The sequence below is a fragment of the Microbispora sp. H10830 genome (assembly GCF_014161375.1).
In the GTDB taxonomy this organism is placed as follows: Bacteria; Actinomycetota; Actinomycetes; order Streptosporangiales; family Streptosporangiaceae; genus Microbispora; species Microbispora catharanthi.
This window is the reverse complement of record NZ_JABBWX010000006.1, coordinates 34,616-50,606: the sequence shown is the minus strand read 5'-3', so window position 1 is coordinate 50,606 and position 15,991 is coordinate 34,616. Positions and strand designations below refer to the sequence as shown.

Genomic DNA, 15,991 nt, shown 5'->3' with positions numbered 1-15,991 from the left:
GACCTTCCCGATGGGGGTGACCGACTGGAACAGCTCCTTGGTCACCAACGGTTCGTGAGTGGGGCGAGGCGACCAGATCCACTCGCTCGGCGGATTGTTCTTGCCGCCCTTCTTCGTGGCCCGACGATTCCACACCATGTAGCCCGTGTATTTCGGATTGCACAGGATCTCCCGCACTGCCGAGCCGCTCCACCGGCCCAGCGCACGACGAGGGTCCACAGGTATCGGCGGCGGATACTTTTCGGGTTCGAGGTTGAGCTTGTCGGCAATGGCGTCGTACCCGAGCCGGTACACCGACCGCAGCGTGAAGATGTGAGTGACAGTTGAGCCCTCAACCGGGTGGGGTACGAGCCTGGTCTTGCTCCTGCCTTCGGCGCGCTTGGCCGCGACCGGATGTGGAATCTTCTTGGCGCGATAGCCGTAACAGGGCTTGCCGACATTCCAGCCCTGCTCGGTGTGCTCGCAGAAGGCGTCCCACGACAGCTCCAGCATCTGCAGCACGTACCACTCGGCCACGGCTTGCTTAACTCGACGTGTGAGCACGGGCGTCGCCCGCTTGCGTGCGCGTCCGCCGCGCGGGCGGTCGAGCTGCGGCAAGGGCTCGTCGGCCGCGAGCAGCATCACCCCGGCCTGCTCCAGCTCGTACTCGATCTTCGTGCCGAAGTACGTACGCCGGGCGACCCGCTCAACGGACTCGCAGATGACGGCGGCGAAGCGGCGATCAGGCCGCTTCGCCTCAGCCAGCAGATCCTGAATCCCGCCGTCGCGCGCGATCGGAATATCGAAGGCCTCGTGCGCTCGCCCACGACCCCGGGCGGCAAGATCCATCCGCCCGGACTCGACGTCATAGAAGTGAGCGACGATAAGGCACCCGTCCGGTAGCGCGTCCCGGCAGCTACGCAACTGACGCGGCAATGACAGAGTGGGATCTTGCTGATCGTCGGTGGAGGTGCGCCCGAGCCATGCCACCGCCAGCGGAATCCCGCTGGCTTCGATGGCGGCCTCGGCATCGGGCGCATCCCATGGGTACTTCACAGGTCCTGCCGTTCGAACAGACATCGAAGGATCTCCCAGATGACGGTGTGCTGGCGCGCGTCGAGTTCGTCCCCTTCGCATCCGCCAACGGTGACGATCTCGACCTGCACCCCCGGCCTGCACTTCCTGCCATGACCAGGCCCTGCAGGGTACGCCGGTGAGGCCGATTCGGGAGGCCCTGAGCAGGCCCTTTGTGGCTCTTCAGTCACCCCGGCCTCCGGCGGCGAGGAGGCGGCTTCGAGCGAGTTCGCAGTAGTCCGCGTTGAGCTCGATGCCGGCGAACTTCCGGCCGAGTTGCCGGGCGGCGATGCCGGCGGTGCCGCTGCCGGTGAACGGGTCCAGAACGGTGCCGCCGGGGCGGCAGCCGGCGGCAATGGCCCTGAGCGGGATGTCGATCGGGAATGCCGCGAAGTGCGCCGCCCGCAGTGGCCGGGTGGGGATCGACCAGACGTCCCCGGGGTTCCTGCCGTCGGGGTGCGCGGCGGCATGCCGCGCACCCGTGGGCCGCATCGCCGTCCCATGCCGCGGCCCGGCCGAGTCCTCCCTGTACTTGCCGCTCGGGGGCCAGGCCGTCGTGATGCTGTTCGCCTTGTTGCCCCCAGAGCGTGCCCGTCTGCTGATGGGACGGTCACCGGTGTAGGGCTGACGGACCGGGTCGAGGTCGAACCAGTACCGCTGCTGTTTGACGAGCAGGAAGATCAGCTCGTACCGGTTGGACATCCGGTCGCGGACGGACTGCGGCATCGCATTGGGCTTGCTCCACACGATGGCGTTGCGGAGGATCCAGCCGTCCTCCTGCAGAGCGAAGGCGACCCGCCACGGCATGCCGAGCAGATTCTTCGGCGGCACGGCCAGCCGGGCCTTGGGCCGCACCTCCGGCTGGCGCGGGTTGTAGTCCCTGCCCCGCGCCCAGCCGTCGGAGTTGGCCGCATAGCAGTCCCCGAGGTTCAGCCAGCAGGTGCCGTCGTCGGCGAGAACCCTCCGGGCCTCGGCGAAGGTGACCCGCAGGTTCTCCACGTACGCCTCCGGCGTGGCCTCCTGCCCGTACTGGCCCTCGCAGTAGTGCCGGAGCCCCCAGTACGGGGGGCTGGTGACGATGCAGTCCACCGAGCCCTCGTCCATCTCGGCCAGCACCTCGCGCGCGTCCCCGTGGTAGAGCGCCGCGTGCCCGTCGCTCCAGTACGGCTCACGTAGCCCGCTCATCGGCGTCCCCCGACGACCCGGATCGCCCACAGGACGCGGGCGACGTCACCAGCTCGACCGGCGGTGTCCCACCACCCGAAGGGCCTGGGAACGACGCGGAACCCGGCGTCCCACAGGTCGGTGCCGGACTCCTCGATACGGGTGTAGGCGATCAGGCGCCGGTAACCCATCTCGCGGACCAGAGGCCAGACGGCACCGAGCAGCGCTCGACTGGCATCGGATGTGCCGTCGGTGGCCAGGGCGAGGACCTCGGCGGTGTCGCCGTCGTCGAAGGCCCACGCGGTGGGCCAGCCGATGAGCACGACACCAACGAGCGTGCCGTCACCGCTCTGGGCACCGAGAACGAACGCGGCACCGGACGGCGAAGCGAGATGGGGCTGGGTCCAGGTGATGAATGCCCGCGCGGTCTGAATCGGCACCGGCGAAATCATGAGCCGACGATTCTCCAGACGCTCCGGGCTGTTCAGGCCCTCGCGCTCGTTTGCGATTGTCTTCTTGTCATTCCTGCTCTCCATCGTGTAGTCGGGACACGTTTCTCCGGATGTGTGCGCCCTCGGCCCGCCGGGCGGCCCGAGGCGCATGACCAGGGATAACCAGTGGCTCAGAGAGCCCTCAGAGAGCGAGCCCTCAGAGCCGGATCTGAGCCGGGAGACGCCGACTCTGAACAACTCAGAGGTCCCGGGCTGCGGATTATGCGAAAACTCTGCGGCGAAACTCTGAATCAGCTGTGAGCAGATTCTGAGGCGGTGCGTAGACCAGTTTCCGAGACCAACGGTTCCTCTCGAACTGGAGCAAGACATGAGCACCGATCCCGCCACCGGTTCCCCGCTGGACACCGCGGAGACCTCGTTCCGGCTGCTGACCACAGGACCGGGCGCGCTGTCCCTGAACTGCACCACGCTCGCCCCCGCACTCCCCAGAGGCGAAGTGAACCTCGCGGAGCTGCGGATGCTGCTCACCAGCCGGCATGTCAGCGACGAGACGCGTGACGCCGTCTGGCGGGAGCTGGTCACGCGGGCACGGGTGCGTAAGGGAGCGTGGACGGTCGCCGCCGTCGGCATGGCGATGCCCGCCCTGCGCACGATCGCCGCGACGCTCACCCGGGACCTTCCCTACGGGGACCCGGCCGACGTCGACTCCGAGATCCTGGGCGGCTACCTGCGTGCCCTGCGCCGCCTAGACCTGGACACCACGGACGTACACGCCCGCCTGTGCCAGGCGGCCCGGTGCGCGGGAGAGCGCGCCGTACGGCACATCGTCTCGACGGCCGAGCGGCGGCAACTACCGGAGGAGTCGCCTCCCCGCCAACGTCCCCTGCCCTGCCCTGAGCTGGTGCTGGCCGACTCGGTGGCCCTCGGCGTGCTCAGCGAGCACGACGCCGAACTGATCCTCCTGACCCGGCTGGGCGGCATGCCACTGCGGCAACCGTCCCCCGCGACTCCCCCTCCCCCTGCTTCCTCAGCCGATGAGGAAGCACCAACGGCTTCCGCGCGGAGCCAGGGAACTCCGGATGCAGCAACCGCAACCGACCCGAAGGGAGGCAGGGACACTACCCCTGGCTCCGCGCGGATTTCCTCCTGTCCCCAGCCTTCTGCCACTCGCGGCACCGCCCCGGCCACTCGCCGCTGGAATGTGCTGCCGTTCGGCAGGCTGCGGCAGCGGACGGCACGAGTGATCGGTTTGCGCGTCCTGCCGATGCTGGCCGGCGCGGTGCCGTTCGTTGCCGCCACGGCGACCAGCGCCCTGGCCTCGTCGGTCATCGCCGCTCCGTCGGACCTGAACACGGTCTTCACCAACCTGCGGAACTGGCTGATCGGCCTGCTGGCGACGCTGGCCACGCTGATGCTGACCCTCGGCGGGCTCCGCTACCTGGTAGCGGGCGGCGACCCCGGCGAGGTCCAGAAGGCCAAGGCGGCGTTGAAGGCCGCCGCCTTCGGCTACGCGCTGGCCGTCCTGGCCCCGCTGTTCGTGAGCATCCTCAAGCGCATCGTGGGGTGAACCGCATGACCCCGAGTCACGAACAGCTCGCCGTAGCTGACGGAGACCGAACGCACACGGCAGCCGCGCCTGCGCGGAACGCCGCCTCGGCCGACAGCGCGGTAAGACGACCGGTTGGGACTCATTCCCGGGTGGCAATGTGTGTCATTGCCGCTGCCAGCGTGGTCGTCGGCGTATGCGCCGTCGTGATCGTTACCGCGGCCTCGGCTCAGGCGACGCCGACGCCTCTGCCCTCCCCCGTTCCTGGGACGTCCCCATCCGCTCCCGGTGATCTCCCGGTGCCGGAGGGGACGGGGATCAGCTTCGGCATCGGGGACTGGATCACCGGTCAGATCAACTCCTGGTTCGCCGGCCTGGTGTACCTGGCGATCAAGCCGCTGCTGGACCTGCTGGCGGTGACGCTGCTGGCCACCCCGGACGTGTCCGGCAGCGGCCGGGTCTTCGACCTGTGGAAGGCGACCGCTGCGATCGCCAACACCGGGTTCGTCCTGCTGGCCACCATCGGCGCGATCAGCGCCATGGGCCACCAGACCATGCAGACCCGCTACGCGGTCAAGGAGGTCCTGCCCCGGCTGTTCATCGCCATCCTGGCCGCCAACACCAGCTTCCTGTCGTGCGGCAAAGTCATCGAGATCGCCAATGCCCTGTCCAAGGCCCTACTCGGGCAGGACTTCGACGGCCAGCGCGCCGCCACCACCCTCCAGACGCTGATCATCGCTCCGGGCGCCTCACAGCAAATCTTCTACGTCCTGCTCGCCCTGGTCGCGGTCGTCTTGCTGCTGCTGTTGCTGATCACGTTCGTCATGCGGGCGGCGCTGGTGCTGCTGCTGACGGTCGCCTCGCCGCTCGCGCTGGCCTGCCTGGCCCTGCCGTACACCGAGGGGTTGGCCCGGTTCTGGTGGCGGGCCTTCACCGGGCTCCTGCTCATCCAGGTCACCCAGTCGCTCACGCTCGTCCTGGCGGTGCGGATCTTCTTCAACCAGGACGGCCGGCTGCTGCTCGGCATCGTCCCGACTGGTCAGCTCGTCAACCTGGTGCTCGCCCTGTGCCTGCTGATCATCTTGATCCGCATTCCTGGCTGGATCTCCCGTCGGATCTTCGCCGGGGTCGGCGGCCACTCGACGATCGGCCGGATGGTCAAGTACGCCTTGGCCTACAAGCTCACCTCGCCCGTCCTGGCCGCCCTGCACCTCCGCCCGGGTGGACGCCGGAGCAGCACGCCTCGGGTCGCCGGGCACGTGGCCGCCGCCCACGCCATGGCCGGGAGAACGATGGCCAGCCGAGCGCTTCCGGCGCTCGCCGCCGGTCCTGCTGGTACGGCTGCCGCTACCGGCGCGACTGCCCTGACCGGGACCGCCGCCTCCGCGGCCCGAGGTGGGCCCGGCCCTGCCAAGCACGCGCCCGTGGCCGCCCGCCGCCCGGTGAACCCGGCGGATTGGGAGGCCGCCCCGGTCAAGCACGCTCCGTCCGCTCCTGCCGTCCAGGGCAAGTACCGGAGGCCGCCGCGGCCGTCCGGTCCGGTTCCCCCGACGACGCCGGTGTACGGCCACCCGCGCGAAACCTACTACGCCAACGGCCCGGCCGGGCTGGCCCAGATGTACCGGCTCCGTACCCAGAACAGCCCTTCACGGCCTGCCCGCCCACCGGTCCCGCCGGTCATGTTCCGGCCTCCCGTCTACCCCTCGCAGGGCGTCGCCGGAGGCGCGCACGACGCAGCGAATCGCCGTACTCCGCCCCCCAACCCCACAGGAGGTGAGGGCCGATGAGCTGGGTGCAGCCGGTTCGCATCCCCGCCGATGTGGACCAGGAAGACAAGATCGTCGCGGGATTCACCGCCCGCCAGGTGGTCATCCTCGTCGGCACCGGCGCTCTGCTCTACGCCGCGTACGTGCTCGTCGGTGACCGGGTGCCGCTCGTGGTCTGCGCCGCGGTGGCGCTGCCGATCGCGGTGGCCGGGATCCTGCTCGCGACCGCCCGGCACGACGGTTTGTCGCTCGACCGCTACCTGCTCGCCGTCGTCCGCCACCTGCGCGCACCCAAACGCCTCGTCTCTGCTTCCCAGGAGGTGCCACCGCTTCCCACCTGGATCGGCGCCAGGCCCGGCCCCGCTCCCGCGCAGCTACGCCTTCCCGTTCAGGGGATGGCTGGGGACGGGCTACTCGACCTCGGCCCGGACGGCATGGCGGCCATCGCGGAGGTGTCCACGGTCAGCTTCGCCCTGCGAGCCCCCGAAGAGCAGGACGCGCTGGTCGCGGTGTTCGGGCGCTGGCTCAACTCGCTGTCGGGCCCAGTCCAGATCCTCGTACGCGCCGAACGGGTCGACCTCGCCGAGACGATCACCTCCCTCGAGCACAACGCCCGCCAACTCTCACACCCGGCACTGTCGGCTGCCGCGCTCCAGCACGCCTACTTCCTCGCCGGCCTCGCCGAGCGGCATGACCTGCTGCGCCGCCAGGTCCTCCTGATCGTGCGCGAGTCCGCGGCAGGTAAGGCGCGGGAGGCCGCGGCGGCCCGTGCCCTGCGGCGACTGGAAGAGGCATCCCGGCTGCTGTCCGCATGCGGGCTGACCGTACGGCTCCTGGACGAGGCGGCAGCCTCCCGCCTGCTGACCGCCTGCTTCGACCCTGCGGCGCCGCCGCTGCCCGCCGCCCAGATGGCGGCCCGGGATCAGGTCATCACGAGGGGAGAAAATTGGTGAAACTCAGTTCGCGCCGTAACTCACGACTTGGGCATGGATTCGGCCCCGACGCGGTCGAAGTCCGGCCCCGGCAACTGCAGGTCGGCGACAACCACTGCGCGACGCTCGCCGTCACCGGCTACCCGCGCGAGGTCACACCCGGCTGGCTGGAACCCCTGCTCACCTACCCCGGGCGGCTGGATGTGTCCTTCCACGTCGACCCGGTGCCGTCCCTGGTCGCCTCCGACCGCCTCCGCAAGCAGCTCGCCCGCCTGGAATCCGGGCTGCGCAGCGACCAGCAGCACGGCCGGCTCATCGACCCCAGCGCGGAGGTCGCCGCCGAGGACGCCCAGGAGCTGGCCTCCCGCATCGCTCGCGGCCAGGCCAAGCTGTTCCGCACCTCGATCTACCTCACCGTTCACGCCACGACAGCCGAGGAGTTGGAGGACGCCTGCGCCCAGGTCCGGGCCCTGGCCGGGTCGCTCCTGCTGGACGCGCGTGTGGTGACCTTCCGGCAACTCCAGGGCTGGGTGTCGGCGCTGCCTATGGCGTACGACAACCTGCAGATGCGGCGCACCTTCGACACCCCGGCGCTCGCGGCGGCCTTCCCTTTCACCTCTCCTGACCTGACCGCCGACCTCGGCCCAACTACGGTTCTGTACGGCGCGAACGCGGCCAGCTCCTCTCTCGTGGCCTGGGACCGGTTCGCCCAGCCCAACCACAACTCGACAATCCTGGGCTGTTCCGGCGGCGGGAAGTCCTACCTGGCCAAGCTTGAGGCACTGCGCTCGCTCTACACCGGGGTTGAGGTCGCCGTTATCGACCCCGAAGACGAATACGCCCGCCTGTGCGCGGCCGTTGGCGGCGCGTACCTGCAGCTCGGTGCGGCGAAGGTCCGGCTCAACCCCTTCGACCTGCCGCCTCCGGATCAGCGGGAGGGCGACGCGCTCACCCGGCGCTCGCTGTTCCTGCACACCCTGGTCGCGGTCATGCTCGGCGAGCCGCTCGACAAGGCCAGCAAGGCGGCGCTCGACCGGGCCATCATCGCCGCCTACAAGAGTGCGGGGATCACCTTCGACCGGCGTACCTGGAAACGCCAGCCGCCGCTGATGCGTGACCTCGCCGACGCGCTGGCCATCGACGACGACCCCAAGGCCAGGGATCTGGCCGCCGGGCTCGCACCGTACGTCAGCGGAAGCCACCGCCGGCTCTTCGACGGCCACACCACCACGCGGCCCGACTCCCACCTCATCGTGTTCTCCTTGCGAGATCTGCCGGACGAGCTCAAGGCGGTCGGCACGCTGCTGACCCTGGATGCGGTGTGGCGGCGCGTCTCCGACCCGGGCAATCGCCGCCCTCGTCTCGTTGTGGTCGATGAGGCGTGGCTGCTCATGCGTGACCCGGAGGGTGCGAAGTTCCTGCTGCGGATGGCCAAGAGCGCCCGCAAGCATTGGGCCGGGCTGTCGGTGGTCACCCAGGACGCCGCCGACCTGCTCGGCTCCGACATCGGGCAGGCGATCATCGCCAACTCCGCCACCCAGATCCTGCTCCGCCAGGCACCCCAGGCGATCGACCGAGTCGCCGACGCCTTCCGCCTGTCCGATGGCGAACGCCAGCTCCTGCTGTCGGCCGAGCGCGGTTTCGGACTCCTGGCCGCCGACTCGGGCGCCTCCCGAGTCGCCTTCCAGGTGTTGGCCAGTGAGCAGGAACACCGCCTGGCCACGTCATCACCCTCCGAGCTGGCCGCCTATGGAGACCGCATGGCAGACGAGGAGGACGAGTTCTGATGCTCCAGAACCTTCCCTATGGCCCCGATGCCTTCATCCAGATGCTCCTGACCTGGGTGAGCACCCATGTCTGGTGGCTCACCTTCGGGGTTTCCGCCACTGCGATCGTGCTTGAACTGCTCAGCGCCCTGGTCGTACGGCTGCGTCACCGCGCCGCGACGAAGGGGGCGCGGTGCGTGGAGATCCTCGCGCCTCCGGTGGCGGACATGGCGGGGTCGGAGGCGCTGTGGACCAACCTGATGGGGCTGCTTCGCCCGGCCTGGAAGCGCGCCCTGTTCGGTCAGCCGCACCTGGCCTTCGAGTACGTCTTCGGCGTCGGCGGCGTACGGATCCGGCTGTGGGTTCCGGGCACCGTCCCGCAGCACCTGGTGGAGCACGCGATCGAGTCGGCCTGGCCGTCGGCGCGCACGGCGGTCGTGGAGGCGGCCCCGCCGGTCCCGCTGACCGGGCAGGCGACCGGCGGGCACCTGGTGATCGCCCGAAGCGAGCTGCTGCCGATCCGCCACTCCCATGACCACGACCCGCTCCGCGCCCTGCTCGGAGCCGCCGTGGGCATGCCCGCCTGGCAGCACGCAGCGGTGCAGATCCTCGCCCGCTCCGCGACCGGCCGCCGCCTCGCCCAGCTGATCAGCGGAGGCCCCACCGGAGCGACCACCAGGGGCGGGCTGGCCGTACCGCTCGGGCTGGTGCGCGCCTTTCTGGACTTCGTCACCCCCGGCCCGATGCACCCCCGGCTCCATCCAGCGCATCTCAACCCCACCAATCGTGCCGCCCGGCTGGAGGAATCGGCCGAAGCACGGGCCATCCGCGACAAGGCTCAGCGTCCCCGGTACGAGGTCGCGATCCGCTACGCCGTACAGGCAGACGACCCCACATCGGGGGACGAGCGCGACCGCAAGCAGGCCCGCGATGCCCGGCGCAGCGCCATCCGAGGCCGGGCGCACGCGATCGCCTCGTCGTTCGCCCTGTTCGCCGGACACAACCGGTTGGAACGGCACCGGCTCGCTTTGCCCGCCGAGCGACTGGCGTCGCGGATGCTCCGGCGCGGGTTCCTGCTGTCGGTGCCCGAAATCGCCGCCCTGGCGCACCTTCCCTTGGACGCCGCCGTACCGGGTCTGAGCCGTGCCGGGGCCAGGTCGGTGCCGCCCGCGCCGCAGGTCGCCGCGAAGGGCAAGGTGCTCGGCTTCTGCGACGCCGGGCACGTGCGGCCGGTCGCGCTGCGCGTGGCCGACTCCTTCCACCACGTGCACGTCCTCGGCCCGAACGGCACCGGCAAAAGCACGCTGCTGGCCCAGATGATCCTCTCCGACATCGAGGCCGGCCACGGCGTCGCCGTCGTCGACGCCAAGGGAGACCTGGTCACCGACCTGCTCGGCCTCATTCCCGAAGAAGCGGGCGAGCGCCTGGCTCTGATCGACCCGGACGACCGCCATCCCCGGCCGGCGCTCAACGTGCTGAGCGGCCCAGATCGGGAAACCCTCGCGGACAACATCGTCGGCATTTTTCACAAGATCTACGCCGACTCCTGGGGCCCGCGCAGCGACGACATCCTGCGCGGTTGCGCCCTCACCCTGTCCCGCAACGGCGGAACCCTGGCCGACATCCCGGCCCTGCTCAGCGATCCCCTCTACCGAAAAGACCTCATCGAACGGCTCGACGACCCCTTCCTGCTCGGGTTCTGGAACTGGTACGAGCACCTGTCCGAGCAGGCCCAGGCACACGTCACCGCGCCCATCATGAACAAGCTGCGGGCGTTCCTGCTTCGCCCGTTCGTCCGGGACATCCTCGGCTCGGCCCGGTCCACCTTCGACGTCGGCGACGTCCTGGACGGCAAGATCCTGCTCGCCCGGCTGCCCAAAGGCGTCCTCGGCGACGACACCGCCCGCCTGCTCGGCTCGCTTCTGTTGGCCCAGGTCTGGCAGGCCGCCTCCCACCGCGCCCGGCTCGGACACGCGCGCTCGCCCTCCGCCTTGTACGTGGACGAGACGCAGAACTTCCTGAACCTCCCGCACGCGCTGGCGGACATGCTCGCCGAGGCCCGCGCGTACCGGCTATCGATGGTGCTCGCCCACCAGCACCTGGCCCAACTCCCCCGCGACCTGTGCCAGGCCATCAGCTCCGACGCCCGCAACAAGGTCTACTTCTCGCTCTCACCCGAGGACGCCCGCGAGGTCGAGCACCACTTCAGCCCCTACCTGACCCGGCACGACCTCGCCAATCTCGGCGCCTTCCAGGCCGCAGCCCGGCTCGTGGTGCGCTCCGCGGAGACCCCGCCCTTCACCCTGCGCACCCGGCCGCTGCCCGAGCCCGATTCCGACCTCGCCGCACGCGTACGGCTCGCTGCCGCCCGAGCCCACGGCCGGCACCCCGCAGCGAGTGACCCCCTTCCGGAGGGAGACCCCCGCACCCAACCAAAAGGAGACGAATGAACCAGCACTACACGCCTCGCGTCCTCGACTCGCTCGTCATGCGGCTCACGAGCCACGACCGGCGTCTGCTCCGCATGGTCTGGACCCACGAGGTCCTGACCACCCACCAGCTCCTCCGGGCTGCGTTCGACAACGACCACACCGGCCGCCACCGCCTGGTCAAGCTGAACCGCCTCGGCGCGCTCGACCGCTTCCGCCCCCGGCCCCCTCTCGGCTCCGCCCCCTGGCACTACGTCCTGGGAGAGGCCGGCGCCGCCGTACTGGCCCTGGAAGACGGCGTCACCCTGTCGGAGTTCGGATACCGGCGCGGCCAGGCCCTGTCCATCGCGTACGGCCAGCGCCTCGCGCACACCATCGGCGTGAACGGCGTCTTCGCCGCCCTGTCCGGTCACGCCCGCCGCACCGGCGGCTGCCGCCTGGATACCTGGTGGACCGAGGCCCAGTGCAAGGCCATGTGGGGCAAGCACGTACGGCCCGACGCCTACGGCCGCTGGACCGACAACGGCCTCACCCTGGACTTCTTCCTCGAATACGACACCGGCACCGAAACACTCGACCGGGTCGCCGCGAAACTCGGCGGGTACGCCTCGCTGGCCGCCGCCAGCGGGATCGACACCCCCGTACTGTTCCTGACCAGCACCTCGCGGCGCGATGCCAACCTGCATGACCGGCTACGCCTCCGAGGCGCTCTCGTGTCGGTACCCGTCGCGACCGCCATCGAGGGCCAGGAACCGCACGAGGCGATATGGCTACCGGGCAACCGGACGGAAGGACGGCTCCGCCTCGCCGAACTCGCGCGCCACTTCGGCCAGGAGGCGCGCCCTTGATCGTAGAGCTCGGGGTCGGCAAGTTCATCGCGGCCGGCGGTTGCCTGGTATGCGGCGTCGTCGTCATCGCCGGAATCGGCGGCGGAGCCAAGTACGCCTTCACCGCCCGCGACACGGCCAAGCTCCGAACTGCGATCTGCGCCTACGCCGCCCCACCTGACGCGATACGGCCGCTGGCCGCTACCCGCTTCGGGCTCTCCTCCCAGCAGATCGCGAACGCCCGGCAGATCGTGAACGTCGCCGCCAAGCTGGGGCTGCCCAGGCGAGCCGCCGAGATCGCCCTCGGTACCGCGATTCAGGAAAGCAGTCTCACCAATTTAAGGACCGGCACGGGGTCGTACGGGCTGTTCCAGCAGCAACCGTCGCAAGGCTGGGGGACCAAGCAGCAGGTCACCGACCCGTCCCACGCGGCTCGTTCCTTCTACACGCGTCTGGTCGAGATCCCCGGCTGGGAGCACATGCCGCTCACCCAGGCCGCAGCGCTCGTCCAGCGCCCCCGCGAGGATCTGCGCGACGCCTACGCCAAACACGAACCACGCGCCAAGGCACTGGTCGCCCTGCTATGGAAGGGCGGATCGCCCAAGCGAGCGGCCGTGGACACGGCCACGACCGACGACATGCGGGTCAGCATTCAAGCCGCCGCCGGGCTCGGCGTACCGCGTGACGCACTAGTGGCCGACATCGCGGCGGACCTGGCCAGCGAGAACTCAGGCGAGCAATTCGACCCTAACGAGATTAGGAAGCGCGCCGACGACATCGTGACCACGGTCGCGGGCCAGCTCTGCAAGGAACTGAAACTCAGGGCGAACAACCCTGCCGACGAGACGACCTCTGACGGAAACGCGCTGATCGAGGGCCCCGTTGGGCGAGGTGCGATCGCTGTCGGAGCCGCGCTACGCATGATCGGCGTGCCCTACTCCTGGGGTGGCGGCGGGCCGGGCGGGCCGAGCTTCGGCACCGGCCGCGGGGCCGGGACCAAGGGCTTCGACTGCAGCGGCCTCACCGAGTACGCATGGAGCAAGGCAGGAGTCAGCATCGGCTCTTCCACCGGCCCCCAGTGGTACTCGGGCAAGCACGTCGACCGCTCCCAGCTCCAACCAGGAGACCTGGTCTTCTTCGCGACCAACCCCCGAAATCCCGACACGATCCACCATGTGGGCCTCTACATCGGCAAGGGAAAGATGGTCCACGCCCCGCACACAGGCAGCCACGTGCAGGTCGCCCCAATGTCGCGAAGCGACTACGCCGGAGCCGTACGGCCGTCTTAAGAGCCTGCTGACAAAGCTTAAGGACTCGCGGGACAGGAGCCCCTTGCCGCCCCGCCTCAGCCGCAGCTCGCGTGACCGACGCCGCAGACATTCAGGGTGTTATCCGTGGGGAGACTTCAAGGCCGCTCCCGCCCCGGCGACCCGTCAGATCGGCAGCGCAGCGCGCAACATGCTCAGCATCGCGCGCTCGGCCGCCTCCTCCTCGTCTTGGTCCACGATGACGCTGTCACAGCCCTCGGCGTGCCGCAGCAGCTTGGACAGCGTCTCGTGGTCGGCGGCGCCGTGCAGGCCCTCGAAGGGCGAGCGCAGGATCGGCGACAGTGCCCGCCGCACCCAGCGGGCGACGGTGGGCTTGTCCCCCTCGGGCATCCACTGGTAGTAGGGTTCCCGCCCGAGTTCGCCCAGCGCCTCCGTCAGGGCTTCGAACTCCATGCCGGGGCGCGGGCCTGCCGCGCGGTCGAGTGCGTCGGCGAACGCGGCGAGTAGCGCGAGGTCCGATTCAGCCACCTCAATGGCGGTCAAATGCACCACCGCCCCACCGTCGGAACTCAGCAACAGCAGCATGTTGGGCGGGTACTCCTCCGTCCCGTCCACCAGCTCCTCCGTTCCTTCGGGCAGTGCGTCGAGCACCCGCCAGTACGCCTCGGAGACGTCCTCGATGGGCGCGCTGGGGATCCGCACCCCCTCAGCGTCCGGAACCAGGATCGGCCCCTCCTCATGGTCCAGGACCAGAACGTTTCGGAGCCTCAGGAGCAGCGTGTCCAGTTGGTACAGGCCGGCCAGGGCGTCCTGCACGAGGGGCAGCAGCAGGGTGCGGGTCGGGGACATCGGGCTCCCTCTCGGGTCAGGGGGACGGTGACACGACGTCGCCCCAGCCTCCCATTCATCAACCGCCGCTGTTCACCTTTCACCAGCTGACCGCTCTCACTACTGGTCGTTCCGATCCTCCCCTCAGCGGGCAGGTCGTGTAGTTCCTCGCGGCCGGCACAGGCGCAACAGCTTGAACATGGTCGATCACTCACGGCTATTATTTGCTCTCGCTGCGGTTCATACGAGAGCACCTGTTGAGCGGGGGACATCGTGTCGACGATCGGCGTTGCCCTGGGAACTGCCACCTTCGGCCTCCCTATCGGGCGGGTCACCCGGAGCATCGCCAACCACTTCGCTCCGCGAAAGGGCATACCGTACTCAACCGAGGTCATCACTGCGACGGTCTTCGGGCTGCTCGGCTGGCGGATCGGTCTTGCTCCGCTTCTCCCCGCATACCTCTATATGGCCGCTGCTGCACTGGCGCTCAGCCTGATTGATTCGCGGACGCGACGACTGCCGGACGCGCTGACGCTGCCCTCGTACGTCGTCCTCCTGGCGCTCGTGGCCGTCGGCGGGATGGTGAGCAGGGACGGAACACTCGCCGTGGGCCTGATCCTCGGTGCGCTGGGCGCCTTCTCGCTCTACTGGTGCTTCCGTCGGATGAACGCCGCCCTTGGGCCGGGAGACGTCAAGGCGTCCGGTCTTGTCGGCGGGATCCTCGGGACCATCGGCGTACACGCCTGGGTCGTCGGCATCGGCGCGGGGCTCATACTGGCGGCGCTATACGCGGTGACCATGCTGATCAGTCGGAAGGGCTCCGCATCCACCCTCATACCGTATGGACCGTTCATGTTCGCCGGCTTCCTTGTGGCTGTCCTCGCGACGTGACCGCCGAATGCTCTCCACCGCCGACACTGGGGCCGTAGGCTGGACATGGCCGATCTCACCTTCTCTTTTGGCGAAGGAAGTGAAACCGGTCAGGGGCCGTTCCCTTTCGGGGGCGGCCCCGCTACTCGTTGAGGAGTTCCCGCAGCAGCGTGAACCCCGGCATGATCTCCCTCGGCCGTACGCCGACCTCGAACATCTCCGGCTCTTCGAAGACCGGATCCCCGCTGGGGCGGCGCACATAGGCCACGCGGCCGTAGTCGACGCCGTCATCACGGTCGAAACTCATCCAGGTGATCGCCTCTTGCTCGCCTTCGCGTAGTGCATGGTTCGAGACCGCGCGCGTGGCCACGGTGCTCGGTGGCTCGAAGATCCACACCTGCGGCACCGCGAGGACCCAGCGCCTCACGCCGATCTCACCGGCCTTCGCGGCGGCTCTACGCTCAAAGGCAACGGCGGTCTCTCGATCGCGCAGGTAGTCGTAGTCACTGAGGACGAGACGGCGCTCTCCATCCAGCACGACGACTGCGGGGCAGTCACGAGCGACGATGCTCTTCTCCAGGCGCTCAACCACGTCGAAGAGCAGGTTCGCCGTCTCCTCATTCATACAGCCCTCACCTTCGCCAGCCTGCCCCGCCGCGATTGTCGCAGCCAGCACCTCGGCCCATAATCTCCCCCTAGCGAGGTCCTTCTGCCCTGATCGCCCGCAGGTAGAGGGACAAGCATCCCCGCTTGCGGCCCGTTGCTGCGATTCCATCTGTGGAACGGTGAAACCTGGCACACTTCCGTCGTAGGCAGTTACACTGGCGTCATCCAAGTTAGCGAGGCACCGGCTCAACAAGGCCACCTGGCCCGGTGTCCGCACTGCTGAATCCGTGCCGAACGGGGTGCACGGAGTCGGGGATAACACGGATCTCGGTTACCGAGATCAGGGATGAATCGGCGCATGCCGTAGGGCGACTTCCCCGCCCGAATCCGTCAGCTAATCTAACCCGATAAGCGCACGTCCTTAAGTGGATTGCGACTTAGCTGATGTTGTGGATTCGGTTGCAGAGGGTCGCCCTGGTTGCCC

Annotated in this window: 13 protein-coding genes, 1 pseudogene and 1 riboswitch; of the genes and pseudogenes, 9 read left to right on the top strand and 5 right to left on the bottom strand. The window is 69.1% G+C overall.

Annotated features, from left to right (window positions below; translation table 11 throughout):
• Nucleotides 1-30: 30 nt before the first annotated feature.
• Nucleotides 31-402 (bottom strand): annotated as a pseudogene (locus tag HHX35_RS45135) (recombinase family protein); the annotation flags it as partial.
• On the opposite strand from HHX35_RS45135, the gene HHX35_RS43470 reads away from it, so the two are divergent.
• Nucleotides 340-882 carry a hypothetical protein gene (locus tag HHX35_RS43470; protein ID WP_259405142.1) on the top strand — a complete coding sequence of 181 codons (543 nt, stop codon included), beginning with the start codon at nt 340-342 and terminating at the stop codon, nt 880-882. The pseudogene HHX35_RS45135 and the gene HHX35_RS43470 overlap by 63 nt on opposite strands.
• A gap of 354 nt (nt 883-1,236) precedes the next feature.
• Here the strand turns inward: HHX35_RS43470 and HHX35_RS17025 are convergent, their stop codons facing one another.
• Complete coding sequence (locus HHX35_RS17025; protein ID WP_182899800.1) at nt 1,237-2,238, bottom strand: site-specific DNA-methyltransferase; 1,002 nt, start codon at nt 2,236-2,238, stop codon at nt 1,237-1,239.
• Nucleotides 2,235-2,657 carry an XF1762 family protein gene (locus HHX35_RS17020; protein WP_182899799.1) on the bottom strand — a complete coding sequence of 141 codons (423 nt, stop codon included), beginning with the start codon at nt 2,655-2,657 and terminating at the stop codon, nt 2,235-2,237. Before HHX35_RS17020 ends, HHX35_RS17025 begins: the two co-directional genes overlap by 4 nt.
• Before the next feature lie 379 nt (nt 2,658-3,036).
• On the opposite strand from HHX35_RS17020, the gene HHX35_RS43465 reads away from it, so the two are divergent.
• The 7 genes from HHX35_RS43465 (at nt 3,037) to HHX35_RS16985 (ending at nt 13,224) form a co-directional block, all read left to right on the top strand.
• Nucleotides 3,037-4,236 (top strand): hypothetical protein, encoded by a 1,200-nt coding sequence (locus HHX35_RS43465; protein WP_259405141.1) that lies wholly within the window; start codon nt 3,037-3,039, stop codon nt 4,234-4,236.
• A gap of 278 nt (nt 4,237-4,514) precedes the next feature.
• Nucleotides 4,515-6,002 carry a conjugal transfer protein TrbL family protein gene (locus HHX35_RS17010; RefSeq protein ID WP_182899798.1) on the top strand — a complete coding sequence of 496 codons (1,488 nt, stop codon included), beginning with the start codon at nt 4,515-4,517 and terminating at the stop codon, nt 6,000-6,002.
• A complete protein-coding gene (locus HHX35_RS43460) occupies nt 5,999-6,934 on the top strand; it encodes a PrgI family protein (RefSeq protein ID WP_182899797.1) in 936 nt (311 codons plus the stop codon). The genes HHX35_RS17010 and HHX35_RS43460 overlap by 4 nt, the downstream gene beginning before the upstream one ends.
• Complete coding sequence (locus HHX35_RS17000) at nt 6,931-8,700, top strand: ATP-binding protein (protein ID WP_310739139.1); 1,770 nt, start codon at nt 6,931-6,933, stop codon at nt 8,698-8,700. Before HHX35_RS43460 ends, HHX35_RS17000 begins: the two co-directional genes overlap by 4 nt.
• Nucleotides 8,700-11,129 (top strand): type IV secretory system conjugative DNA transfer family protein, encoded by a 2,430-nt coding sequence (locus HHX35_RS16995; protein ID WP_182899795.1) that lies wholly within the window; start codon nt 8,700-8,702, stop codon nt 11,127-11,129. Before HHX35_RS17000 ends, HHX35_RS16995 begins: the two co-directional genes overlap by 1 nt.
• Nucleotides 11,126-11,956: a replication-relaxation family protein gene (locus HHX35_RS16990; protein ID WP_182899794.1), complete on the top strand. Its 831-nt coding sequence runs from the start codon at nt 11,126-11,128 to the stop codon at nt 11,954-11,956. The genes HHX35_RS16995 and HHX35_RS16990 overlap by 4 nt, the downstream gene beginning before the upstream one ends.
• A complete protein-coding gene (locus HHX35_RS16985; protein WP_182899793.1) occupies nt 11,953-13,224 on the top strand; it encodes a C40 family peptidase in 1,272 nt (423 codons plus the stop codon). Before HHX35_RS16990 ends, HHX35_RS16985 begins: the two co-directional genes overlap by 4 nt.
• 144 nt (nt 13,225-13,368) lie before the next feature.
• Here HHX35_RS16985 and HHX35_RS42635 read toward each other — a convergent pair whose 3' ends face one another.
• On the bottom strand, nt 13,369-14,052 hold the full coding sequence (locus tag HHX35_RS42635) for a hypothetical protein (protein WP_220505534.1): 684 nt from the start codon (nt 14,050-14,052) through the stop codon (nt 13,369-13,371).
• Between the two features lie 252 nt (nt 14,053-14,304).
• On the opposite strand from HHX35_RS42635, the gene HHX35_RS16975 reads away from it, so the two are divergent.
• Entirely contained in the window at nt 14,305-14,922 is a 618-nt protein-coding gene (locus HHX35_RS16975; protein WP_182899792.1) for an A24 family peptidase, read from the top strand.
• Nucleotides 14,923-15,043: 121 nt separating this feature from the next.
• Here HHX35_RS16975 and HHX35_RS16970 read toward each other — a convergent pair whose 3' ends face one another.
• Entirely contained in the window at nt 15,044-15,526 is a 483-nt protein-coding gene (locus HHX35_RS16970; RefSeq protein ID WP_182899791.1) for a hypothetical protein, read from the bottom strand.
• Between the two features lie 248 nt (nt 15,527-15,774).
• A riboswitch (cyclic di-AMP (ydaO/yuaA leader) is annotated at nt 15,775-15,940 on the top strand.
• Nucleotides 15,941-15,991 lie beyond the last annotated feature (51 nt).